Here is a 24540-nt window from a genome sequence, read left to right on the forward strand (position 1 = left end):
GCGCCCTACCGCTTCGCAGCGGCCAGTTGAGCCTGGCCATCCGTGCGTTCGTCCGTGGATGCTCCAAGGACGATGGTGTCGCCTGCCTGAAGACCGCTAAGGATCTGGATGTCCGCGCCGTTATCGATACCGACCTGGACCTGCCGGATCTGGACCTCGCCCTTCGCGTCCAGTATGCGCACATGCGCCGTATCACCGGCCCGGGGCGCTCCTTCCACTGCACTGAGCGGAACCAGCACGGCGCCGCTGACGCGGCTCAAGACAATGGACACCTGCGCCGTCATGGAGGGCCGCAGGACCCCGTCCGCATTCGCCACGTCGATCAGCCCGGTGTAATAGACCGCGCCGTTGGTTGAGCCAATCCGGCTTGCGGCGGCGTTGCTCTCGTTGGCGATGGAGGCTGGGGCCGGTTCCACCTGTCGCAACTCCCCATCGAAACGGCGCTTCGGATCGCCAAGAATGCTGAACCAGACCGGCAGGCCCCGCCGCACACGCACGACGTCAGCCTCGGAGATATCCGCGCGCACCGTCATTGTGTCCAATCGCGCGATCATGACGATGGTCGGCGCAGTCTGCAGGGCATTCACGGTTTGGCCCTCGTCAGTGACGATCGCGACCACTGTGCCGGCGATTGGGGCAGTGATGCGGGTATAGTCCAGTTCTATACCAGCAGACTCCAGCGCGACCTGCGCTTGGGCGACCTGAGCGTCCAGCGACTGAACCTCAGCCCGCGCGGTGTCTCGCATCGCAACCGCGGCATCATACTGGGCGCGCGGCGTGGAGCCACCTGCCAGCAGGTCACGCTCGCGCTCGAAGTCCTTCTCGGCTTTCACCAGACCGGCGCTGCGCGCGGCGTGAACGGCGCGGATGTTGGCCAAAGCGGCCTCGCGGTCCCGCAAGGTGTTGCGCCGGGTCTGGGAATCGATCTCGGCCACCAATTGGCCAGCCTCGACGATGTCACCGATCTTGACAGCCAGATGCTCAATGCGACCCGAGGCCTGAGCGCCGACACGCACCAGCTCGAGCGGTTCGAGAACCCCGGTCGCCAGCACCACCTCTTCAATGTCACCCGTTCGCGCCTGCGCTGTCACCAGTTCAAGCTTTGCCGGCGGACGCAGAAACAGCAGCCAGACGCCCAGCAGACCGACAAGGGTTGCCGCCCCCAGGATCAAACGCTTGCGGGTAATGTGTCGTGTCATTTAGTCGTGGCCCATGCTATTGAAATTTGCGGGCTTTCTCTGTCACGAGAGTTACCTGAAAATTACGGGGAGCCGTCGTCGTGCCTATCCGTTTGGCACGCGCTGTAAAATCAACCGATCGGCAAAGAGCGTTTGCGATGTGGATGGCGTGCCAGAGACTGCCCGCGAGACGTCAAGCGATCGCGGCCGTGCTCAGCAAACGTCGACGGATAAAAACGCCTTGACCTGTTGGCGCAGGAGACGGACCTACCGCTGCTGGAAAACGCGCTTCTCGCGCCAGCGTACGGCAAATGTGCTGCCCTTGCCTGGAGCGGACGAAAGCTCAACGTAGCCGCCGTGACGGGTGACGATCTCGTTGACCATGCTGAGCCCCAGGCCCGCACCTGAGCCGTGAGGGCTGACCCGGTAGAACGGTTCGAATATGCGCGACTGCTTGTCGCCGGCAATTCCGCAGCCCTGATCGGCGACAGTCACGCTGCCGTCAGCCTCAATACTGACCGATATCTGTCCTCGTCCGCCTCCGTACTGGACTGCATTACGAACCAGATTGACGAATGCACGCTCCAGAGCTTCGGCATCCCCGGGAACGAACAGGCTTTCCGCATCGCTATCGAACGAAATCTCGTAACCTTCGGCGATCGCCAGGGGAGCGAGGTCGGCGACCACCTTCGACACAACGCTGTTGAGATCGACAGGTGCATTCTGCTGGGGCTTCTGCCGGTACTTCTCGGTGTCGAGAAGCTGGTTCGCGATTGCTGTAAGTCGCTTGATGGCCGTCTGCAGGTGTGTCTTATCCGCACCTGGTGAAAGCGTATCGATTCTCACCTGCAGGACAGCAATCGGCGTTCGAAGTTCATGGGCCGCGTTGACGAAGAAGCGCTCCGTCGCCTCGAAGCCGCTATCGAGACGACGCAGCGCCCTGTTGATGTCGCGCACCAGACGAAGCACCTCAGTGGGCAAGCCCCGCTCTTCCACCAGGGCGCCACGTGTGTCGAGATCGATCCTGTCCAGACGCCTGGTCAGGTCGCTGAAGGACCGCAAAGCCCAGCGTGTGACAAACGGGACGCCAATCAGGGAAATGGCGACGAGGATCAGCGCCGGCACGCCGATGGCAAGGTTCCCCAACAGCACGGTCACACCATATTGGGACATCGAAACACCGCCGGCAAAAATCGTTGCCTCACCGGCCTCTGTGTCGAAACGCTCCATGCGGGCGACACTCAGCGGATCGTTCAGGTCGCCATGGAGCTCGACACTTCTGAACGCCCGCAGGAATGGCATGTTGTCGGCAATTTTCCCGGGAGGCGCGCCGTGTGCAAGGACAATATCTTTTCCAAGGTCTGCCACGAACCACAGGTCAGGCGCTTCCTCCATAATCTCTTTAAGCTCGGCCGTTGGAACCAGATGGGGCCGGCCATTCGGCTCGAGACGAACCGAGTCTGCGATTTCCTGAGACAGCCAGATGGACGTGATCGCCACATCGGGCTTGAGGCCAGAAAGGAGATAGAAAACCAGGCTGAGCGAGGCGATGACCGCGCAGAGCTGCAGAACGATAAAACCAAAAGTGAATCGCCAGCGAAGGGATGTGCTGGTCATCCTATTTCTGCTCATGAAGGTAGTAGCCTATGCCACGAATGTTCTTGATAACAATATCGGCCTCCGCTTCGCCAAGCTTTCGGCGCAGGCGAGACATATTGGATTCCAGCGAGTTCGACTGGATTTCATCGTCAAAGGAATAGACCTGCCCCTCAAGGGACGAGCGCAACACGGTACGACCGCGGTTTCTCAGAAGAGTTTCGATGATGAGCAGTTCCCTTCGGGTGAGCGCAAGCCTGATGCCGTTGACATGCACATCGCATGAAACCCGATCATAGGTAACGTTTCCTGCCGACAGGACGAATGGGCCGGCTGTCGGCACCCGCCTCAGCACAGCGCTCATTCTGGCAATAAGCTCGGGAATTTCGAACGGCTTCGGCAAATAGTCATCGGCGCCGTCATTGAGGCCGGAAATTCGCTCGTCGGTTGACCTCAGAGCGGAGATGATAATCGATCGCGTATTTGAACCGGTGCGGTGCAAATCGGCGAGGAAGGTACTGCCATCGCCATCCGGCAGTTGCCGGTCGATAAGGACAATATCGTAATCCGCCATGGCGATTGCTTCCCGCGCCATCGCCAGATCTCCAACAGCGTCCAGCACGATGCCATGCTGCGAGAGGGCCGTCCTCAAGGCATCCGTCATTTCCGGATCGTCTTCGATAAGCAGAAGTTTCATAGTGGCCTGATCGTGCAAGTCCCGGACAGCTGTTCTCGAGAATTCTAACAGCAAATTTATATGTGTGTTTCAGATAAACTCGACTGCCATGACCGACTGGCCGCCAAGTCAATCGGCGGTCCAGATGTCCGGCACCGGGGAACCGAAACCTGCTGAGTATCCAGCCGGCTTTTAGTCCCCGTCGCCAAGGCCAGCCCCTTATCGGCAGCGGCCGTAGTTATCCCGATATCTGCAACCGTAATCGCGCCGGTCCCTATTTTCCCAGTGATCGCGACGGTTCCTGTCGTTTCGTTCACTGATGTTCCCGATGACAGCCCCTCCAGCACCTCCCGCGGCGGCTCCCACTGCAGCACCTTGCCACGTGCCGCTTGCCAGCCCGCCAATGATTGCGCCACTGGCCGCACCAATACCGGCGCCCTTTTCCGTCTGGCTGCAAGCCGTCAGCGTCAAACAAACGAATATGCCTGAAATGATCTTTTTCATGTCTGTCCTTTCGATCCATCGCCGCTACGGTCGCCCGTCGACCGTGGAGACGCACCAAGGTGCAGACATATGGCCACCGAAAATTACGTGGAAGTTACGCAGAACCGTCGGCGTGGACACCGGTCGAAAGTGCAAATTCGTGTAGGATGTGCGTCTTCACGATAAGTCATTCTCAGCTAATTCCGCCCGCCTCATCGATAGGCTCCGACGCCGCCGTGTCAATCACTGCGTTTGAGAACGGTGGGTCGAAATACTGGGGCAGACCGTTGCCGAGCTTGCCTATGGAGATTGACGGCGGTTCGGCGGCCCTGACCGGAAGGATAGTCCGGCCGCCGGCAGATGGCCTGTTTCTGCAGCCGTCAGATAGCTCCGTCGACGATAACCATCGGCCGGCCCTAGGAACAGGGCTCGATGCGGGCATCGATGCGATAGATATCGCGCAGCATGTCCGAGGTTATCACCGCTTCGGTACTGCCGCTCACCACCATTTCACCGCGGGCGATCACCATCGTATTCTCGCAATAGCGCAGCGCATGGTTGAGGTCGTGCAGGGCGATCAACACGATCATGCCGGTTTTCTGGGCAAGCTCGGTGACGAAGCCCAGAACCTCGATCTGCCGGTGGAGATCGAGCGCCGATGTCGGCTCGTCCATCAGCAGCACTTCCGGCTTGCGCGCCAGCGCCTGCGCCAGCGACACCAGCTGCCGCTGGCCGCCGGATAGCTCGCCGAGGCCGCGGAAAGCAAGATCGTGGATTTTCAGCGCCTTGAGAATGGCATCGATCTCAAACAGCTCATCATCCTGAACCCGCCAGCCACCGCCCTGTTTGGCGGAAAGAAGCACGGATTCATAGACCGTCAGCACGGCATTGGCGCCGGTATCCTGCGGCATGTAACAAATGGCTCGGTTGCCGCGCGCCGTATCGGAGAGTTCCACCAGACCCGGACCGGAGATCAGGCTGGCAATGCGCTTGAAAAGCGTGGATTTGCCGGCGGCGTTGGGGCCGATCACCGCCGTCACGCTGCCGCTTTCCAGCGTATCGATGCCGACTTTGGACAGAACCGTGGTGCGGCCATAGGCGGCACCGACATCCTTCAGTGCGAGCGCTACCATGCGCGTCTCCTGTTGCCGAAAATGAGCACGAAAAAGAACGGTACGCCGACCAGCGCCGTAATGACCCCGATCGGCAGAATGGCGCCGGGGATGAGGATCTTGCTGATGACCGAGGTGGTTGACAGAAGCAGCGCGCCGCAGATCACCGAGCCGGGCAGGAAAAAGCGCTGATCTTCACCAACCAGCATACGGGCGATATGCGGACCGACAAGCCCGACAAAACCGATGGTGCCGACGAAAGAAACCGGGATGGCCGCCAGAAGGCTGACCGTCAGCATGGTTTGCAACCGCAGCCGGCGCACATTGATGCCCATGCTGGCCGCCTTGTCATCGCCCAGCCTGAGTGCCGTCAGCGCCCAGGCGTTGCGCATGAACATCGGCACGGTGATGATGAGAATGGCCGCAGTCACATAGACCTTTTCCCAGGTTGCCTTCGTCAGGCTGCCCATGGTCCAGAAAACGACGGCGGCAAGCGCCTGTTCGGAGGCCAGATATTCCAGCAGTGACAGCGCCGCGTTGAAGGTGAAGACCAGCGCGATGCCGAGGAGCACGATGGTTTCGACCGTCACACCACGCAGCGTCGAGGCAAAATGGATGAACAGCGCCGCAACCATGGCCATGATGAAGGCATTGATCGGCACCATATAATGCACGGCACCCGGAAAGATCGCCACGCCGCCAACGAGCGCCAGCGCCGCGCCAAAACTTGCAGCTGCGGAAATGCCGAGCGTGAAGGGGCTGGCGAGCGGGTTGGACAGGATGGTCTGCATCTGCGCGCCCGCAACAGACAGCGATGCACCAACGGTGACCGCCATCAGCGCAATCGGCATACGGATATCCCAGATCACCACTCGCAGCTGGTTAGCAGCAGCGGCCGGATCGGCAATGGTCGCCAGAACTTCGGAAATTGTATAGCGCGCCGGGCCGAGCGCCATATCCGCGGCCATGCTGAAACACAGGGCGATGAAAAGCCCGACAAGAATAACGATCCTGCGCGCGGCAAGGGCGCGATATTGATCGCGCCCACTGACGCCAACGGCGTTTTCATTCAGCGAACTCATTGGTTCAAACCTTTTTCGAGCGAGGCGAAATAGCCCGGCTTGTAGGTAACGGGGAGGAACTTCCGGTAAAATTCCTCAGCGTTTTTTTCCGGATCGAGATCAGCGAAGAGGTCCGGATGAAACCACTTGGCAAATTGCTGGATCGGCAAAAACTCGTAAGGAGCGCCATAAAACTGGTGCCAGACGGCATGGACATTGCCCTGCTTGACCGCCTTCAGTTCCGGAAACGGCGTACGCGTCATCAGATTGGCCAGCCGCTCGCGCGAAAGCGCCGTGTCTGCGCCAAGTCCAAGGGGAACGAACTGGTTGATGTCGGATTCCGCCGCCCAGTTCGAGCCGGTGACGATGACATGGTCAGGATCAGCGACGACCAGCTGCTCGGGATTGAGATCGCCGAAGGTCGTCTTGATGATGCCGTCGGCAATATTGTGACCACCGGCCAGATCGACCATCGCGCCGAAATTGGCGGATCCAAAGGTGCGGCAGCAATTATTCTCGCCGGAAATGCCGGGCGAACGCTCGATAAAGACATTCGGGCGCTTGAGGTCCTTGACGCTGGCGACCCGGTCGGTCACGCGGGCGATTTCAGCACGGCGATAGGCGATGAATTCCTTGGCGCGCTCTTCCGCACCGAACAGTTTTCCGAGAATTTCGATCGAGGCTTCGCTGTTCTTATCGGGATCGATACGGAAATCGAGATAAACGATCTTGATGCCGGCAGCGGCAGCCTTCTCTTCGAAACCACTTTCCTTGGCGGTTTTTTCCGTTTCCAGATTGAGGGTGATCACGTCAGGAGAAAGGGTGATCGCCGTTTCCAGGCTGAAGTCACCCTGCGGCAGATAACCGAAGCGCGGCAGTTTCTCGATCTGCGGAAAACGCTCGACATAGGCCGTGTAGCTGTCGGGGTCCTTCTTGAGCAGATCGTCACGCCAGCCGACGATGTTTTCGAAGGTCTTGTCGCCCTTCAGCGCCGCGATGACGTGGATCTGGCGGGCTTCGCCAACGATGACACGCTTGGCCGGCAGGTCCAGTTCGACCTTGCGGCCGGTGACATCGGTGATCTCGCCTGCATGGGCTGTTACGGCGAGAAGAGAGAAGGCCAGCACCGCAAGATGCCTCAGAGCATTGAGCCGCATGAGAAGTCCTCATTGAGTTCCAAAAGAAAATGATGAAACCGCATCACTGCGGTCTCATCCATCGAACGGACGGCGCTCCTCTTCACCGTCCCTGTCTTATTTCGCGTCCTTCAGCGACACGAAGTAGCCGGGCTTGTAATCAAGCGGCAGGAAGCGGGCATGCAATTCCTTGAAGGTCGCCTCGGGATCGAGATCCTTGAAGAGATCAGGATGCAGCCACTTGGCGATTTCCTGAATGGCCACGAACTGGTACGGGTTGTTGTAGAACTGGTGCCAGATGGCGTGGACATTGCCGTCCTTCACCGCCTGCACACCGGTAAAGGCCGGGCGCTTGGTAAGGTTTTCGAGCTTCCGATGCGCTTCCTTCACATCCGCACCATAACCGACACCGACCCAGTTGCCGCCGGGAACGTAGCCATTCCAGTTACCGCCGGTGATGATGATCTGCTCCGGGTTGGAGGCGATGATCTGTTCCGGATTGACGGTGCCGAAGGTGCCGGGAATGATATCCTTGGCCATGTTGATGCCGCCGGCAAGCTCGACCATCTTGCCGAAATTCTCGTTGCCGAAGGACATGCAGCAATCGTCGGAGTAACCGCCGGCGCGCTCGACAAACACCACCGGCTTCTTCGGATTGGCCTTGGCGAGTGTATCGGTGACCTTGGCGATGGAGTCAGCACGGAACTTGATGAAGTCCTCGGCGATCTTTTCCTTGCCCGTCAGCTTGCCCATCAGGCGCATGCTCGGCTCGGTATTTTCCATCGGCTTTTCACGGAAGTCGACATAAACAAGCGGAATGCCAACCTTGGCGAGCTTCTCGATGTAGCCTGCCTCTTCGGTCGCCGTCTTGGCGTCGATATTCATCAGGATCACGTCCGGCTTAAGCGCAACGGCCTGCTCGACGTCGAAAGTGCCGTCCTTCATGCCGCCAAAGGTCGGCAGCTTGGCGATCTCAGGATATTTGGCAAGATAGGCGTCATAGGTTTCCGGATCGGCCTTGGCGAGGTCATCGCGCCAGCCGACGACGTGCTGGAAAGGGTTTTCCTTGTCGAGCGCCGCGAGGAAATAGATCTGCCGGCCTTCACCGAGAATGACGTGCGAAACGGGAACATTGACTTCGACATCCCGGCCGGTCACATCCTTGACAGTGACCTTTTCGGCCAGTGCCGGCCAGGCGGCGGATACGAGAAGGCCAAGGGCAAGTGCCGTGGATTTGGCTGAGATGCGCATCGGATATTGCTCTCCAGTGTTGACTGGCGGGGCTGTATTATTTTCTGACTGTACTAGTCAACATTTATGTTTTAGAGCCATTCTCAACTGACCGGCGCATGGGTTGAAGACCAATGATCGACACTATCCAATATGGCAAGAACGACAGCCTGCGAGACGAAATCAAAGCCTATTGGTCCGGCCGCGCCGCGACCTTCGACCTTTCCCCCGGACATGAGATTTTTTCCGAAGATGAGCGAGAAGCGTGGCATGCCCTGCTTTTGAAGCATCTGGGACAGGGAGAAGGCCGCAAGGCGCTCGATCTCGCCAGCGGAACCGGCGTCATTTCGCATCTGATGGACGATCTTGGTTTTCAGGTCACGGGCATGGACTGGTCGGAAACCATGCTGGCGCTCGCGAGGGAAAAAGCGAAAAGCCGCGGGCGCAATATCCGCTTTTTTGTCGGCGATGCCGAAAACACCATGGAGCCGGATGAAAGCGCCGATGTCATCATCACCCGTCATCTCGTCTGGACACTGGTGGACCCGCAGGCAAGCTTTGCCGAATGGTTCCGCGTGCTGAAACCGGGCGGGCGGCTGCTGATCGTCGACGGCGATTTCGTCAATGTCGGCTGGCGCGAAAAACTCGTCAAGAAACTGGCCGCGGGTCTGGAAAGCATCGGCCTCGTGAAACCGGACCAGCTGCACAAGCCGGCTGATCCGGCCAATACCTTCAACAGCATTCTTTCACGCGTCTATTTTTCCGGCGGTGCGCGGGCTGACGATGTCGCGGCGATGTTGCGTGCGACGGGATTCGAACCCGTCGCGGTTGATCAGGAACTTCAGGCCATCCATCGCGCCCAGTCGAAGAACTTCAGCCTGCTAAAGGGCATCCTGCGTGGCCTGCAGCACCGTTATGCGGTCTGCGCCGTGAAGCCGGACATGTCCGCGAATATCATCCGCACGCCGTCACCCCGGACCTGATCCGGGGATCTAGTGCGATCAAGTCCTTGACCGCGAAAGACTCTTTCCCGGCTTAGACGCGCCGGGGCTGGATGCCGGATCTAGTCCGGCATGACGGATGAGGGAAACTCGGCGCAGAATCCTCATTTTTCCGCTTGCTCGAAGAGATCGTCCAGCCGGGGCTTCGCTCGGCCGGGCACGTCGACTTCCCTGTAGCTCTGCGGCAGGGTCGCCTCGCCCACCTTGATCAGCATGACCATGCCCATGCCGTAATGCGGCGAGCATTTGATTCCGTAAAAGCCCGGTCTGTCGAAAGCAGTCTCGAATTCATCATTGATCCGGCTTTTGAAACCCTCGGCGCCTTCGGGAATCATGCCGTCGATGGTCGCGGCATTGTGGCTCTTGTGGGTCGGCACAAAGCGCACACGGTCGCCGGGGGCGATTTCCAGAAAATCGGGCTCGAACACCATCGGACCTTTTTCGCCCCGGTTCAGCATTTTTACCTCGAAGGTTTCGGCCATGGCATGCAGGGGAAAGCCCGTAGCCAGCGCCAATGCAATTCCAGCCAGAGCATTACGCGGCTGCACGCCAAGGCGAAGCATCTTCAATTTCATCATCGTACCAGTGCTTTCTTTGTCTGAGCGGCCATTCCATGGGCCGGCAGAAAACGAATATGAGAAAAGCCGCCCTCATCCGTGGTGACGACGGACTGCACCCCGAAAACATCGGCGATCGTCGCCGATGTGAGGACCTCGTGCGGCGGACCGGCCGCAATCATCCGCCCCTGATGCATGATGGCGACGCGGTCGCAGAACACGGCGGCGTGATTGAGATCATGCAGCGCCGCAACGACGGTCAGCCCCTGTCGGCGGACCAGATCGAGCAGGCCGATCTGATGGCCGATATCGAGGTGATTGGTCGGCTCGTCCAGCAGCAGGATATGCGGCTGCTGCGCCAGCGCGCGGGCAATATGCAGGCGCTGGCGTTCGCCGCCGGAAAGATGGTGCCAGCTTCGTTCTGCCTTGTCCGCCATATCGACATTGTCGAGTGCGGCGTCGACGATGGCGTCGTCATTGGCCGACCAGGCGGAGAGCGGACCGAGATAGGGCGTGCGACCAAGCTCCACCGCCTGTCGCGCCGTAATTCGCTCTGTGGTCTCTGCCTGCTGTTCCACAAATGCCAACCGGCGGGCAAGATCGCGCCGCCCCAAGGAGGCGAGCGCATCGTCACCAAGCGTGACGTGACCCCGGCGCGGCTTGCGGATGCCGGCCAGCATCGAAAGCAGTGTGCTTTTGCCGGAACCATTCGGGCCGATAATGCCCAGAAACTCTCCGGACCCGACATCGAGCGAAACGCCACGGACAATATCGACATTGCCGGCATGAAAATGCAGGTCGTGGGCGGATAATTTCATGAGCGCCCCCTCTTCTGCCCGAGAATGAAGGCGAAGGCCGGCGCGCCGACGAGCGCGGTAATCACGCCGATCGGCAGTACCTGACCGGGAATGACGATGCGCGAGAGAATATCGGCAACGATCATGAAAACAGCACCGGTCAGCGCCGTTACCGGCAGCAATAACCCGTGGCGAACGCCGACGAAGATGCGCGCCGCGTGCGGAATGACGAGACCGACAAAGCCGATGGAGCCAACCAGCGACACCATCACCGCCGTCATGATCGCCGAAACCGAGATCAGTACCGCATAGGTCCGGCGCACCGGAATACCGAGCGAGGCGGCGGCCTGACCGCCGAAAGCGAAGGCATCCAGCGCCCGGGAATACCAGAGGCACACCGCAAGACCGGCGATGCTGACCGGCAAAGCCAGCCAGACATCCGGCCAGCGCACCCCGGAAAGATTGCCGAGAAGCCAGAACATAATGCCGCGCGCCTGTTCGGCATTGGCGGATTTGGTGACGATGAACGAGGTCATGGCATTGAACAGCTGCGAGCCGGCCACCCCGGCCAGAATGATGGCGCTATTGCCGTGACCAGCCCGCACCGCCAGAAGGCTAACCAGCGAGAATGCAACGAAAGCGCCGATCAGCGCCCCCGCCGGCATGGTCAGGAACCCTGCCCCGAAACCCAGAAGAGCGACCGCGACCGCCCCGGTGGAGGCGCCTGCGGAAATGCCGAGAATATAGGGATCGGCCAGCGGGTTGCGCAAAAGCGATTGCAGCACCGCGCCGGCAAGCGCCAGAGAAGCACCGCAGCAGGCGGCGACAACGGCGCGGCTGAGGCGGTAGCTCCAGACGATACCCTCATCCAGCGGCTCCAGCGGGTAACCCGCGTGGAAGACACGGTTGGCGATGGTTTTCGCCACCACATCGAAGGGAATGGCAGTCTCGCCGATGGCCGCTCCGGCCATCAGCGCGACGAGCAGCAGGGCGAGCGCGGCAAAAGCCAGACCCGCCCTGCCGAGATGGACGGAAAAACCGTTCACTTGGCGAGGCCGGCAGCCGAAATCGCCTCGGCCAGCGTTTCAATGCCTTCGATCGTGCGGATGGTCGGGTTCATCGCCTGCGCATCCATATCGAACACATGACCTTCCTTGACGGCGGGCATGATGCTGGCGACGGGGTCGGTTGCGAGGAACTTGTGCTTGACGGCAACGTCATCGGCCGGGAAACGGCGACGGTCCATCTTGCCGGCGACGATGACGGTCGGATTGGCCTTGGCGATGGTTTCCCAGCCAACGGTCGGCCATTCCTCATCGCTTTCGATGATATTCGTCAGCCCGAGTGCGGACATGATGTAACCGGGCGCGCCATGGCGGCCCGCCACGTAAGGGTCGATATCCAGTTCGGCGCTGGAGAACCAGAAGACGGCGGAAATCTTGCCATTCGCCGAAGCGATCTTGGCGCGGGCGGCTTCTTCACGCTTTTTCAGGTCGGCGACAACCTCTTCGCCGCGGTCCTGCACGTTGAAGATTTTGGCGAGATCGCGGATTTCCTGATAGATCAGTTCCATGGTGAAACCGGTCTTGCGCACGCCGTCGCCGCCGCCGGAATTATCCTTACCGACGCAATCGGCCGGCGAGGTGTAAACGGGAATACCGAGTTCGGCGAATTGCGCTGGCGTGCCGACAACACCTTCAGGGCCGATCTGCCACTGAAACTGCGTCGTTACCAGGTCCGGCCTCTTGCCGACAACGGCCTCGAAACTCGGATCATTGTCGGCCAGACGCTCCACCTTGGCGTTGGCTTCCTCGTAACCCTTCAGAACCGGGCCGATCCACAGCGCCGTGCCCACCACCCTGTCGGCAACGCCGAGAAGATAAAGAACCTCGGTCGTGCTCTGGCCGACGGATACCGTGCGGGCCGGCGCCTGTTTGAAGGTGATGTCCTGACCGCAGCTGTTGATCGTCAGGGGATAGACCGTTTCGGCGGCATGGGCGGAAGCGGCGGGCAAAGCCGTAAGCGCAGCGGCCAGAAGGCCGGCATAGGCCGGCAGGCGTCCAGGATTAAACATGTGTTCTCCAGTCGAAATTAAATCGCTTGTTCCAGAGCCGCAGGCGTTAGAACGCGCAGCAACAGCGGGACGTCTTGTACGGAGAACAACGACGGGACGCAAACCAAATGTTATGAAATAACATTACAATTTCCTCCTCCGGGCTTCCCCGCCCGTAACGATGGTTCATATTTTGACGGCAGGTCTCCTGGCTCACGGATTTGCGCCGTTCATCTGCCTTCCCGCATTCCGCAGAATGCAGTGGCATGACGCCTTGAAGCGCCACGGGGATGAACGGCAATCCGCTTACAGTTGCGGGGGCAGCCACGGCATTGGGCGATCACCATCACCCGCACCATGTTCCCTATTAATCCCTTCGCCTTTCGGCTGCAGGAACCGTCGCTTTCTCACATAAGGGGCAAGAGCCGGAGCGTCAATCGCCAAAGCATGTCTCACAACCGTGTGGAAGGGTTCTGCGACAAAGACACGCACACAGCAGGAACCCAAAGTGCGTAACATGAAGTCGATGGGAAACGAGGGGCTTCAACACAGGGATGGGCCTGCCAGAGCAAAAATCCCAGCCGAGCCGGAACCTTCCGGCTGCGGCGCATTTTTTGACATGGTCGTCAGTGTTTCAATCACCACCAGCCCGGATTGCGCCAGAAAATCGGTGAGAACACCGTCATCACGCACGGCATCGAGCCGGACAAGCTGCCCGTCGAGATCGGCAAAATGCCGCCTGACCAGCGCGACTGCCTCCGCTTCCCCCTCCGCAATCACCGGGCCGATGATGTGGCCCCGCCCTGCCGCCCGCCGCAGCGCGAAGGCGGCCAGACGATCCGCCTCGAACAGGCCGTAGCCGGTGTTTTCCCGCAGGAGACGCTGCAGCACGCCCCGGCGTGAAACGCCGAAAGCCGCCCGGTCCAGATCTTCCACGGCGGAGAGATGATGTTCCGAAACTGGCTCGATCCTCTGTTTCTTGCCAAGCTGCGGCGCCTCTGTGGTGCAACGGGCCTTGCCGCGCAGAAGATGCACCCGTTCCGTATCCCCGGTAAAACCGAGCCCGGCAAATAGCCGCCGGGACACCTCCGTTGCATTCAGCCGCAAGGCGGCGGCAGGATATCTCGCGACAAGCTGCCGGACCAGCCAGGGTGCCACGCCCTGCCCCTGCAGGCGTGGGGAAACAATGACCATGCCTAACGTTGCAAAAGCCTGATCATAGGGAAAAAGCATGGCGGTTGCGACAACCCGGTCAATCTCGTCCAGCGCCGCAAGACCCACACCGCACTGGCGCAGGAAACACCATTCATTGGCATGATACCGCCATCCGACAGCCATGGAGAGGGCATGCAGATGATCCGCCTCCACATCGGCGATTTCCACGGTTCGCAACTCGAAACTATCGACCTTGAGCAGCTCCATAGCAAACGGCTCTCATTCCCTCCGGCGCGGAACCCTAGGGCCCCGGCAGCCCAGCCCACGACATCCGAAGATAACCGGCCCTGCCCGCAGGAATTTTCTGAAAGCACTGGAAGGACACAACAATCTACCGAAATCATCGGCATTTCAGCAGATAAACGCCGCTGGCCATTCTAAGCTTCTGCGGTGAATAATCCGGCCAGCATAAGCGGCCGGCCAGTGGGAACGACCAGCGGGGACGACCATGAACGCAATCGAAATCCTTGAGCGTCTCGTCGCCTTCCCGTCCGTTGTTGGAACCGCCAATGGCGATATTGCCGGATGGATTGCCGATTATCTGGAAGGCCATGGCGCGAAAGTCTCGCTGTTGCCCGGGCCGGAGGGCGACCGCGCCAATCTCTTCGCCACGTTCGGCCCGGCCGATCGGGCCGGTTATATCCTGTCCGGCCACATGGATGTGGTGCCGGCCGGAGAACCGGAATGGACCTCCAATCCCTTCACGCTGAGAACCGAAAACGACCGGCTCTACGGGCGCGGAACCACCGACATGAAAGGGTTTCTTGCCACTGTGCTCGCCGCGGCGCCGGCATTTTCGCGCATGACGCTTGAACGGCCGATACACATCGCCTTTTCCTATGACGAGGAGGCGGGCTGCCGTGGCGTTCCCCATCTCATCGCCAGGCTGCCGGAACTGTGTGCCCCGCCGGCGGGCGCCATCATCGGCGAACCCAGCAATATGCGCGCCGTCCGCGCCCACAAGGGCAAGGCCGCAGCGCGCATCACCCTGCACGGCCGGTCCGGCCATTCCTCACGGCCGGATCAGGGGATAAACGCCATTCACCTGATGACCGGTATCATGGCAAAAGCAGTCGAAACCGCCGATACGCTGACGCGGGGACCGTTCGAAGCAACCTTCGAGCCGCCCTACTCCTCCTTGCAGATCGGCACGGTAAAAGGCGGGCAGGCAATCAATATCATCCCCGATCATTGCGCAATCGAACTGGAAGCGCGGGCAATTTCGGGCGTCTTACCGCTCGCCCTGCTGGAGCCGGTAAAAAGCGCTGTCGAAGCGCTTGCCGCAACGGGCGTCGATATCGAATGGACACCGATGAGCGCTTATCCGGCCCTGTCGCTTCCAGCCGATGCGCCGCTTGCTTTGCTTCTGGAGGAACTGACCGGCACCGCCAACCTCGCAGCCGTAAGCTACGGAACGGAGGCCGGGCTTTTCCAGGCAGCGGGCATAGATGCCATCATTTGCGGCCCGGGCGATATCGGCCGCGCCCACAAGCCGGACGAATTCATAACCGCGGGCGAACTTGCCGCCTGCCAGTCGATGCTGGAAACACTCGGCCGCCGCTGCGCCGCTTAATCGAATGACGGGTATTAGATGACGTTTCTCTTCAATTCCGACGCAAAGCGCGGCGAAATCTTCCGGCAGGCTCTGGCCACCGAACTGCCGGACCTGCCATTTTCGATGGATGCCGCCACTGTCGATCCCGATGCGGTGCGTTACCTCATTACATGGACGGTGCCAGAGGATATCGCGCGTTACCGCAATCTCGAAATCCTGTTTTCGATCGGCGCAGGTGTTGACCAGTTTCACATCAGTGCAATCCCGGAAACGGTGAAGGTCGTGCGCATGGTGGATGAAGGCATCATCCGCATGATGCAGGAATATGTCTGCCTCGGCGTGCTTGCCCTTCACCGCAACCTGCCGGCCTATCTGGAACAGCAACGCCAAAACCTATGGAAAGCCCTGCCTGGCCAGCGGCAGGCGGAAGAATGCCGCGTCGGTATTCTCGGCCTTGGCATGCTGGGTGTTGCGGCACTCGAACGGCTGAAACCTTTCGGTTTTCCGCTTGCCGGCTGGAGCCGTTCTCCGCGCCGGATCGATGGCGTCACCTGCCACCATGGCGATGAAGGGCTGAACGCCATTCTTTCCACCAGCGATATCCTCGTCTGCCTGTTGCCGCTGACGGACGAGACCACCGGGCTTTTGAATGCCGGGCGCCTCGGCCTGCTGCCGGATGGCGCGGCTCTCGTCCACGCCGGGCGCGGCAGGCAGCTCGATCATGACGCACTCCTAGATGCACTCGACAGCGGCAGGCTTTCCGGCGCGGTGATCGACGTCACCGATCCCGAGCCACTGCCTGAGGGCCATCGTTTCTGGACCCATCCGAAAATTCTGCTGACGCCGCATATTGCCAGCGTCACCCAGCCCCACTCCGCCGCCCGTACGGTCATCGACAATATCAAACGATACGAATCCGGCCTCGAGCCGCTCGGCCTCGTTGACCGCAGCCGCGGATATTGATCATCCCCCATCTCAGAAAGGAAAATCCATGCCGCTTCTCAAGCCCATCGACACCAATCCCGATTTCGAGCCGAAAACCTCCAAGGCCCTGCCGGAGCGCCTGATTGCCGGCGACCCTTCATTCAAGACCTGGGCGCTGGACGAAGCCCGCGATGGAACCGTAAAGACCGGCATCTGGGAAGCGACCCCGGGCGAAAGCCGTTCCATCAAGGGCGAGACCTTCGAGTTTTGCCATATTCTGGCCGGCGTCATCGAAATCACCCCTGATGGCGGCGAACCGCAGCGTTATACGGCTGGCGACAGCTTCGTCATGAAGCCGGGTTTCGTCGGCGTCTGGAAGACCATCGAAACAGTGCGCAAGATCTACGTCACCGTGAATGGATGATGTAAAACCCGCGTTTTTTAACGGTCGCTCACGGTAGCGGCCAGAAATACACGACAGGCAGCGCGCCGCAAAAGATTGCGCTGTCTGTCGACAACAAAACGGGATTTTCATTCATCGCCCGCGCCACAGTCGGTCGATTTCGCTTGGCGGCAGGGGTTAGCTTTAAGGGCATATCCACAGAGGATTTCCCATGACGCTCAGCTTCGATCCAGACAGCCTGTCTTTGCCAATTGGCCATTTCATCGGCGACCGGCTGATCCCGGCTAAAGACGGCATCGACATGCATCGCCCATCGGACGGCATGGGATATGCCGGCTGCCCGAAGGCGGATGCGACGCTGGTGGACGAAGCGGTGCAAACCGCCAAGGCGGCGCTGAAGAGCAGCAACTGGGGCGGCGTGCGGCCGCGCGAGCGCACCAGGGTCTTGCAGCGCTGGGCCGACCTCATCGAAGCGGAAGCCGAGACCTTGGCGAAAATCGAGGCACTGTCCTCGACACGACCGGTGGGCCAGCTGATTGCCGGCGACATCGCCGTTACCGCCGAGCAGATCCGTTTCTTCGCCGAATTCGCCGACAAGGAAGGCGGCAATCTGGTGCCGACCGACGACACCAGCCTCGGCATGATCATGACCGAGCCCTATGGCGTCGTCGGCGCGATCACGCCCTGGAATTTCCCCGTCTCCATGGCCGGCTGGAAGCTCGGCCCGGCGCTGGCGGCCGGTAATGCCGTGGTGCTGAAACCCTCGGAAATGACGCCCTTCTCCAGCATTTTCATGGCGCAGCTGGCGATCAAGGCAGGGCTGCCCGCCGGCCTCATCAATATCGTGCTGGGTGACGGGCCGGTGACCGGTAATGCCATCACCGGGCACCCTGATATCTCAAAGGTCAGTTTCACCGGCTCCACCGCTGCGGGCGCCGCCATCATGGCCAATATCGCCCGCACCGGCATCAAACCCATGACGCTGGAACTCGGCGGCAAGAGCCCACAAATCGTCTTTGCCGATGCCGACATCGAAAAAGCCGCGGCAGCGATTGCCGGCAATATTCTCTCCAATGCCGGGCAGGCCTGTGTTGCCGGCTCACGCATCATCGTCGAGGAAACTGCGGCAGATGCCCTTTCCGCCGCCATCATCGCCCGCATGAAGGTGGTAAAGCCCGGCCCGACATGGGACGAGACGACACAATATTCGCCGATCATTTCCGAGGTACAGCGCAAGCGTATCGATGGCATCGTGCAGGCAGCTGTCGCCCATGGTGGCGAGTGCCTGACGGGCGGCGCGATCATGGACGGCCCCGGTTATTTCTACCAGCCAACGCTGATCGCCAATGTCGACCAGACCTCACCCGCCGTAACCGAGGAAATCTTCGGGCCGGTGCTGACTTTGCAAACCTTCCGCACGGAAGATGAGGCTCTGGCGCTTTCCGATCATCCGACCTACGGTCTGGCGGCAGGCCTTTTCAGCCGGGATATTTCGCGTGTCATGCGCCTGTCGCGCGCCATTCAGGCGGGAACGATCTGGGTCAACCGTTATGGCCGCTCACGCGACCACATATTGCCGACCGGCGGTTACAAACGCTCCGGCATCGGCAAGGACCTCGGGCGGGAGGCCTATCTCGCCAACCGCAAGAGCAAAAGCGTCCTGATTGGACTGTAACAGGGGAAATCTTTTGAAAACGCATCGCATCGCACTTATTCCCGGAGACGGCATCGGCAAAAGCGTGACGGACGCCGCATGGCAGGTGCTCAACGCCGCCGCCAAAACCTCCGGTTTTGCGCTTGAAGGCACGGAGTTCCCCTGGTCCTGCGCCTTCTACAAGGAAACCGGCGCGATGATGCCCAAGGACGGCATCGAGACCCTGCGCGGTTTCGATGCCATTCTGCTCGGCGCGGTCGGCTGGCCGGCGCAGGTGCCGGACGCGGTGTCGCTGCACGGCCTGCTGCTGCCGATCCGCAAGGCTTTCGTGCAATATGCCAATATCCGCCCGCACCGGCTTCTGCCCGGCGTGCAGGGACCTTTGAGGGCGGACGGCTTCGATATTCTCTGCATCCGTGAAAATACCGAGGGTGAGTACTCCGGTGCCGGCGGCCGCGTGCATCAGGGCACCGATGACGAGGTGGCCGTCGAAACCTCGATCTTTACCCGCAAGGGCGTGGAGCGCATTTTGCGCTTCGGCTTCGAACAGGCGCAAAAGCGGCGCGGCAAGCTTGCCTCCGTCACCAAGTCGAACGCCCAGAAATATTCGATGGTGTTCTGGGACGAGGTAACGCAAAAGCTTGCTGCAGAATATCCTGACGTCGAGGTTTCGAGCTATCACATCGACGCCATGGCGGCGCGCATGGTGATGGCCCCGGAAAGTCTCGATGTCGTGGTCGCCTCCAATCTCTTCGGCGATATTCTGACCGATCTGGGTGCTGCCATTCAGGGCGGCCTCGGTTTTGCCGCCTCCGCCAATATCAACCCTGATCGTAACGCGCCGTCCATGTTCGAGCCGGTGCACGGTTCGGCTCCTGATATCGCCCATCTCGGCATTGCCAATCCCATCGCCGCCATCTGGTCCGGTGCGATGATGCTAGAGCATCTCGGCGAAAGCGATGCGGCGGCGAAGATCATGACGGCGCTGGAAACGGCGACCGGCCTGGGCGTCGGCACCGTGCCGGGCAAGGACAAGACGGACGCCATAACGGCTGCGGTTCTCGCGGCACTCGACTGATTTCGGAGACAGATTATGCAGGGATTGAAGGACAAGGACCTCTTCCGCCAGACAGGCTTGATCGGCGACGCATGGAAGGCTGCGGCGCCGGGCAAGGTGGTCGACGTGATTGATCCCGCCACACAGGCGGTGATCGGCACCGTGCCGGACATGGGCGGCGCGGAAACCCGCGCGGCGATCGAAGCCGCCAATACCGCCTTTGGACCATGGAAGAAGAAAACCCATGCGGAGCGCGCAGCGCTTCTCGAAAAATGGTTCGCACTGATGATCGAACATATCGACGATCTCGGCCTGATCCTCACCACCGAACAGGGCAAGCCTCTTGAAGAGGCGAAGGGAGAAATCCGTTACGGCGCATCCTTCGTCAAATGGTTTGCGGAAGAAGCCCGGCGCATCAGCGGCGGCACCATCCCCTCGCCGACGCCGGATCGGCGCATCGTGGTGCTGAAGGAACCGGTCGGTGTCTGCGGCATCATCACGCCGTGGAATTTTCCGAATGCGATGATCACCCGCAAGGTTGCGCCGGCCCTTGCCGCCGGCTGCACCGTGGTCATCAAGCCATCGGAATTCACGCCCTATTCGGCGCTGGCGCTTGGCGTTCTTGCCGAACGGGCCGGCATTCCCGCAGGCGTCATCAACATCGTCACCGGCATGCCGACTGATATCGGCAACGAAATCATGGCCAATGATACGGTGCGGAAAATTTCCTTCACCGGCTCCACCCGCGTCGGTTCCCTTTTGATGCGCGGCGCGGCCGATAGCATCAAGCGGCTGTCGCTGGAACTTGGCGGCAACGCACCCTTCATCGTGTTCGACGATGCAGATCTGGATTTGGCCATCGAAGGCGCACTCATCTCGAAATTCCGCAATGGCGGCCAGACCTGTGTCTGCGCCAATCGCATTCTGGTTCAGTCGGGCGTCTACGATGCTTTTGCGAAAAAACTGGCTGACCGTGTCGATGCCATGCGCGTCGGACCCGGAACGGAGCCGGGCGTTGCCATCGGCCCGATGATCAACGAACCGGCCATCGCCAAGATCCGCGCCCATGTCGATGACGCCATCTCCAAGGGCGCAACGATCATCACCAAACCGCATGATCTGCCGGATGGTCCGCAATATACCGCTCCTGTGGTGCTGACCGGCGCGACCACCGCCATGCGGCTGGCAAGCGAAGAGACCTTCGGTCCGGTCGCCCCGCTCTTCCGTTTCGAGACGGAAGAGGAAGCGCTCGCCATCGCCAATGGCACGCCCTTTGGCCTTGCCGCCTATTTCTACACCGAAAGCCTCAAACGCGCCTGGCGCGTGGGCGAAGCGCTGGAATTCGGCATGGTCGGCCTCAACACCGGCGCGATCTCCACCGAAGTGGCACCCTTCGGCGGCGTCAAACAATCCGGCCTCGGCCGTGAAGGCGCGCAGGTCGGTATCGAGGAATATCTGGAAATCAAGACGTTCCACATCGGCGGGCTCGCCTGAGCCTCCAGTCTTTCTCCCCGCCTCAAGGGTCGCTAAGCGGCCCTTCTTTTTGTGCCGATATCAACAAAAAAGCGGCCCATAGGCCGCCGTCTTCTCCGTCATCCTCGGGCTTGACCCGAGGATCCATTCTTCGTGTGGCAGTGGATCCTCGGATCAAGTCCGAGGATGACGTCGAGTGTAGGGGAATACCCTCTCAGCGCTCGATGACGCCCTCTTACTGAAACTTGTCCAGCATCTTGTAATAATAGCCCACCAGCGGCAGGAACCACGGTTTGCCGAAATGGCCCGGCACCGCCGGCCAGTCCAGCCCCTTCAGCGGGTTGTTGTCCGGCCGCCCCAGAATGGCGTCGGCCATGATCATGCCAAGATGGGTGGAAAGCTGAGCGCCGTGGCCGGAATAGCCCATGGCGTACCAGACGCCGTCATGGAAACCGGCGCGCGGATAACGGTCCTTGGTCATATCCACCAGGCCGCCCCAGCAATAATCGATCGGCACATGCGAAAGCTGCGGGAAGATGCGGTGCAGGGCTTCCGTCAGGATCGCACCGCTCTTGGCATCCGAACGCTGGTCGGATGTGGCGGAAAAACGCGCACGACCACCGAAGATCAGCCGATTATCCGGGGCAAGCCGGAAATAATTGCCGATATTCATCGAGTTGACATAGGTGCGGTTGCCCGGAACCGAGGCCCGAACTTCCGCATCGGTCAGCGGCCGCGTGGCGATGATGAAACTGCCGACGGCGATGATGCGGCGGCGGAAATAACCGAAGTTGGCGGGCGTGTAAGCGCCGGTCGCCACCAGCACATTATCGGCCGTCACCTTGCCGCGTGCGGTTTCCAGCGTGTGGCTTTTGCCGTTCTGCGCGTGCTTCGTCACCGCCGCATTTTCGAAGATCACCGCGCCATGACGGCTGGCGGCCTCGGCAAGACCCGCCACATAGCGTCCCATATGCATCATGGCGCTTTTCTTCGACAGCATGCCGCCATGAAAGGGCGAGCCAATTTCCGCCTTGAGATCGGCGACGGACAGAAGCGCCGTGTCGGGATCGACCTCGGCATGCAATGCCTCGAAATTCTTCGCCAGACCTTCGAAATGCTGCGGCTTGGAGGCAAGTTTCAGCTTGCCCGAACGGCGAAAATTACAGTCGATCCCCTCTTCGGCAATCAGGGCCTCCAGCGTATCGACTGAATCATCCAGCGCCTTGTAAAGGGCGATGGCGCGTTCCTTGCCGAGCTCCGCCTTGGCGGAGAGATAGGAATGGGCAAGGCCATTGTTGAGATGCCCGCCATTGCGGCCGGAGGCACCCCAGCCGACCCGTTCGCCCTCCAGAACCACCACACGCGCGCCCGCCCTGGCAAGCTGGCGGGCAGCGCCGAGACCGGTGAAACCGCCGCCGATGACGGCGACATCATAATGACCTTCGACGGGACCTTGCGCCGCCCCCGCAAACAGGGGCGCCGTGTCGTGCCAATAGGAAACGAACTTCATGGTCCCGACCTTTCCTTACAATCCAACCACGCCTGCCAGGCCGGAAATATCCGATATCTCGACATAACCGTAATAGGGGTTGGCCGGCTCGTGGCCGCGGTTGACCCAGACCTTGTTCTTGATACCGAGATCATGGGCCGACATCAGGTCGTAACGGAACGATGAGGAGACATGCAGCATGTCTTCGGGGCCGCAACCGAGCATGTCGAACATATATTCAAAGGGCCTGAAACGCGGCTTGTAGGCCTGCGCCTGCTCGGCCGTATAGACCGCATGGAAAGGCGCGCCAAGCTTTTCGACATTCGACATGATCTGCGAATTCATGGCGTTGGACAGAATGACGAGCGGAATCTCTTTCGCCACCTTTGCAAGACCGGCCGGCACGTCGGCATGCGGACCCCAGGTCGGAACACGCTCGTAAACGAAGGTCGCGTCCTCATCCTTGAAAGCAACACCATTGCGCTTGCAGCTGCGCGAGAGCGAATTATGAACCACCTGGGCATAGGGCTTCCAGTCGCCCATGATCTCATCCAGACGATAAGCCGAAAAATTCTTGATGAACTGCTGCATCTGCGCTTCATCCAGACGATCACCATAGAGATCGCGGGCGGCTTCGGCCATCTGGAAATTGATCAGCGTGCCGTAGCAATCGAAGGAAATGTATTTCGGGCGGAAGATGGTCATGTCGTCGTCATCCTTGCTTGGAGATCGGCCGTGCCGGAATGAATTGATCATAGAAAGCCTTTGCCCGGTCGGCGCACCGCAATTGCCATCAGCGGAAGCAGATTGTTGCGTATGCAGCCGCCAGTTTGGCAGAGAGTTGCGTTGGCATATCTCCCGACCTCCCGTGCGCCCCTGCCCCGGCATCGAAAGCGACTAACACGCGGCATAAGATGCGGCGGTGGGTAAAAGCAACAGTGAAACATATCGAACCTTGCCATTCGTCGGGACAATGTTCTTTTACCCCCGGTCTATCAATGAATGAGCAGAATAAACGGAGTTGGGCCATGCAAGCCAGCCTGATCGATATCCAGAATTTCGAGCCTGAACACCTCGATGCCGCCGTCGAACTTTCCCGCCAGGCCGGCTGGCCGCACCGCCGGGAAGACTGGGCGCTGGTCCTTTCACTCAGTAAGGGTTTCGTCGCGCTGGAAAATGGCCGCGTTGTCGGCACTGCGATGGCGACGCTTCTTGGCGAAACCTGCGCCTCCGTCAATATGGTGATCGTGGACGAGACCATGCGTGGCCGCGGTCTCGGACGCCAGTTGATGAACGCCGCCCTTGAAGCAGCCGGAAATCGCGAATGCCGCCTGACCGCTACCGCCGATGGCCTGCCGCTTTATGAAAAGCTGGGGTTCGTTGCCTGTGGTGAAGTTCGCCAGCATCAGGGAATTCCGGCAGCCTCGGCCAAGCCCGCCAGTGTGGAGTGGGCGGCAACGATTGCCCCGGCTGCGCTTGCCGCCCTTGATGCGCAGGCCTTCGGTGCTGATCGTACCGCGCTCTTCACGGAACTTGCCGACAGGGCGCGTTTCGCGATCGTGAAAGAACAGGGCGTCATCAAGGGTTTTGCCGGCCTGCGCGCCTTCGGCCGCGGTGAAGTCATTGGCCCGGTTGTGGCGGAAAATGCTGATATCGCACGAGATCTGCTGGCTTTCATGCTGTCGGAACGCGCCGGCGCATTCCTGCGCGTAGACACCACGGTCGATACGGGCCTTGGCCCCTGGCTTGCCGAACAGGGCCTTGCCCACGTGGGCGGCGGCATCGCCATGCGCCGGTCAAAGGCCGAAATCCCCGCTGACAAAAAACTGAAAACCTTCGCACTGACCAGCCAGGCGCTGGGCTGACCTGCTGGGCTTTAATCTGGAGAGA

Annotated in this window: 23 protein-coding genes and 1 riboswitch; of the genes, 8 read left to right on the plus strand and 15 right to left on the minus strand. The window is 60.4% G+C overall.

The window, feature by feature from the left end; all coding sequences use genetic code 11:
• Positions 1-5: 5 nt before the first annotated feature.
• The 8 genes from EXN68_RS26590 to EXN68_RS26625 form a co-directional block, all read right to left on the minus strand.
• A complete protein-coding gene (locus EXN68_RS26590; RefSeq protein ID WP_142843596.1) occupies positions 6-1199 on the minus strand; it encodes an efflux RND transporter periplasmic adaptor subunit in 1194 nt (397 codons plus the stop codon).
• Between the two features lie 246 nt (positions 1200-1445).
• Positions 1446-2795, minus strand: a complete 1350-nt coding sequence (locus tag EXN68_RS26595; RefSeq protein WP_142843597.1) for a sensor histidine kinase — start codon at positions 2793-2795, stop codon at positions 1446-1448.
• 1 nt (position 2796) lies between these two features.
• Positions 2797-3471: a response regulator transcription factor gene (locus EXN68_RS26600; RefSeq protein ID WP_080820132.1), complete on the minus strand. Its 675-nt coding sequence runs from the start codon at positions 3469-3471 to the stop codon at positions 2797-2799.
• 198 nt (positions 3472-3669) lie between these two features.
• Positions 3670-3954: a YMGG-like glycine zipper-containing protein gene (locus EXN68_RS26605; RefSeq protein ID WP_110760633.1), complete on the minus strand. Its 285-nt coding sequence runs from the start codon at positions 3952-3954 to the stop codon at positions 3670-3672.
• A 395-nt stretch (positions 3955-4349) separates the two neighbouring features.
• Positions 4350-5066 (minus strand): ABC transporter ATP-binding protein, encoded by a 717-nt coding sequence (locus EXN68_RS26610; RefSeq protein ID WP_142843598.1) that lies wholly within the window; start codon positions 5064-5066, stop codon positions 4350-4352.
• Entirely contained in the window at positions 5060-6127 is a 1068-nt protein-coding gene (locus EXN68_RS26615) for a FecCD family ABC transporter permease (protein ID WP_142843599.1), read from the minus strand. The genes EXN68_RS26610 and EXN68_RS26615 overlap by 7 nt, the downstream gene beginning before the upstream one ends.
• Positions 6124-7263, minus strand: a complete 1140-nt coding sequence (locus EXN68_RS26620) for an ABC transporter substrate-binding protein (protein WP_142843600.1) — start codon at positions 7261-7263, stop codon at positions 6124-6126. Before EXN68_RS26620 ends, EXN68_RS26615 begins: the two co-directional genes overlap by 4 nt.
• Before the next feature lie 96 nt (positions 7264-7359).
• Positions 7360-8493, minus strand: coding sequence for an ABC transporter substrate-binding protein (locus EXN68_RS26625; protein ID WP_142843601.1), 1134 nt, complete (start codon positions 8491-8493; stop codon positions 7360-7362).
• Positions 8494-8606: 113 nt separating this feature from the next.
• Between EXN68_RS26625 and EXN68_RS26630 the strand changes: the two genes are divergently transcribed.
• Entirely contained in the window at positions 8607-9455 is an 849-nt protein-coding gene (locus EXN68_RS26630) for a class I SAM-dependent methyltransferase (RefSeq protein WP_142843602.1), read from the plus strand.
• 122 nt (positions 9456-9577) lie between these two features.
• Here the strand turns inward: EXN68_RS26630 and EXN68_RS26635 are convergent, their stop codons facing one another.
• From EXN68_RS26635 to EXN68_RS26655, 5 genes are all read right to left on the minus strand, one after another.
• Positions 9578-10051 (minus strand): pseudoazurin, encoded by a 474-nt coding sequence (locus tag EXN68_RS26635; protein ID WP_142843603.1) that lies wholly within the window; start codon positions 10049-10051, stop codon positions 9578-9580.
• Positions 10048-10848 carry an ABC transporter ATP-binding protein gene (locus EXN68_RS26640; protein ID WP_142843604.1) on the minus strand — a complete coding sequence of 267 codons (801 nt, stop codon included), beginning with the start codon at positions 10846-10848 and terminating at the stop codon, positions 10048-10050. Before EXN68_RS26640 ends, EXN68_RS26635 begins: the two co-directional genes overlap by 4 nt.
• Entirely contained in the window at positions 10845-11873 is a 1029-nt protein-coding gene (locus tag EXN68_RS26645; protein WP_110757893.1) for a FecCD family ABC transporter permease, read from the minus strand. The genes EXN68_RS26640 and EXN68_RS26645 overlap by 4 nt, the downstream gene beginning before the upstream one ends.
• Positions 11870-12901 carry an ABC transporter substrate-binding protein gene (locus tag EXN68_RS26650; protein WP_142843605.1) on the minus strand — a complete coding sequence of 344 codons (1032 nt, stop codon included), beginning with the start codon at positions 12899-12901 and terminating at the stop codon, positions 11870-11872. The genes EXN68_RS26645 and EXN68_RS26650 overlap by 4 nt, the downstream gene beginning before the upstream one ends.
• Before the next feature lie 160 nt (positions 12902-13061).
• Positions 13062-13296: riboswitch (cobalamin riboswitch) on the minus strand.
• 127 nt (positions 13297-13423) lie between these two features.
• Complete coding sequence (locus EXN68_RS26655; RefSeq protein ID WP_142843606.1) at positions 13424-14302, minus strand: GNAT family N-acetyltransferase; 879 nt, start codon at positions 14300-14302, stop codon at positions 13424-13426.
• Between the two features lie 241 nt (positions 14303-14543).
• Here EXN68_RS26655 and argE point away from each other — a divergent pair, with 241 nt between their 5' ends.
• The 6 genes from argE (at position 14544) to EXN68_RS26685 (ending at position 21182) form a co-directional block, all read left to right on the plus strand.
• Positions 14544-15668 (plus strand): acetylornithine deacetylase, encoded by a 1125-nt coding sequence (gene argE, locus EXN68_RS26660; protein WP_142843607.1) that lies wholly within the window; start codon positions 14544-14546, stop codon positions 15666-15668.
• 18 nt (positions 15669-15686) lie between these two features.
• Complete coding sequence (locus EXN68_RS26665; RefSeq protein ID WP_142843608.1) at positions 15687-16613, plus strand: 2-hydroxyacid dehydrogenase; 927 nt, start codon at positions 15687-15689, stop codon at positions 16611-16613.
• Between the two features lie 28 nt (positions 16614-16641).
• Positions 16642-16998, plus strand: a complete 357-nt coding sequence (locus EXN68_RS26670) for a cupin domain-containing protein (protein ID WP_142843609.1) — start codon at positions 16642-16644, stop codon at positions 16996-16998.
• Positions 16999-17188: 190 nt separating this feature from the next.
• Positions 17189-18652 (plus strand): aldehyde dehydrogenase family protein, encoded by a 1464-nt coding sequence (locus EXN68_RS26675; RefSeq protein WP_142843610.1) that lies wholly within the window; start codon positions 17189-17191, stop codon positions 18650-18652.
• Between the two features lie 13 nt (positions 18653-18665).
• The gene (locus EXN68_RS26680) at positions 18666-19709 is read left to right on the plus strand and encodes a tartrate dehydrogenase (RefSeq protein ID WP_142843611.1); all 1044 of its coding nucleotides are present in this window, start codon (positions 18666-18668) and stop codon (positions 19707-19709) included.
• Between the two features lie 15 nt (positions 19710-19724).
• Positions 19725-21182 carry an NAD-dependent succinate-semialdehyde dehydrogenase gene (locus tag EXN68_RS26685; RefSeq protein ID WP_142843612.1) on the plus strand — a complete coding sequence of 486 codons (1458 nt, stop codon included), beginning with the start codon at positions 19725-19727 and terminating at the stop codon, positions 21180-21182.
• A 214-nt stretch (positions 21183-21396) separates the two neighbouring features.
• On the opposite strand, the gene EXN68_RS26690 is transcribed toward EXN68_RS26685, so the two are convergent.
• Positions 21397-22671, minus strand: a complete 1275-nt coding sequence (locus EXN68_RS26690) for an NAD(P)/FAD-dependent oxidoreductase (RefSeq protein ID WP_142843613.1) — start codon at positions 22669-22671, stop codon at positions 21397-21399.
• 15 nt (positions 22672-22686) lie between these two features.
• Complete coding sequence (locus EXN68_RS26695) at positions 22687-23355, minus strand: haloacid dehalogenase type II (protein ID WP_142843614.1); 669 nt, start codon at positions 23353-23355, stop codon at positions 22687-22689.
• Positions 23356-23678: 323 nt separating this feature from the next.
• Here EXN68_RS26695 and EXN68_RS26700 point away from each other — a divergent pair, with 323 nt between their 5' ends.
• The gene (locus tag EXN68_RS26700) at positions 23679-24515 is read left to right on the plus strand and encodes a GNAT family N-acetyltransferase (RefSeq protein WP_142843615.1); all 837 of its coding nucleotides are present in this window, start codon (positions 23679-23681) and stop codon (positions 24513-24515) included.
• The last annotated feature ends 25 nt before the right edge of the window (positions 24516-24540 follow it).

The sequence above is a fragment of the Martinezella rhizogenes genome (assembly GCF_007002745.1).
Lineage (GTDB): Bacteria > Pseudomonadota > Alphaproteobacteria > Rhizobiales > Rhizobiaceae > Agrobacterium > Agrobacterium cucumeris.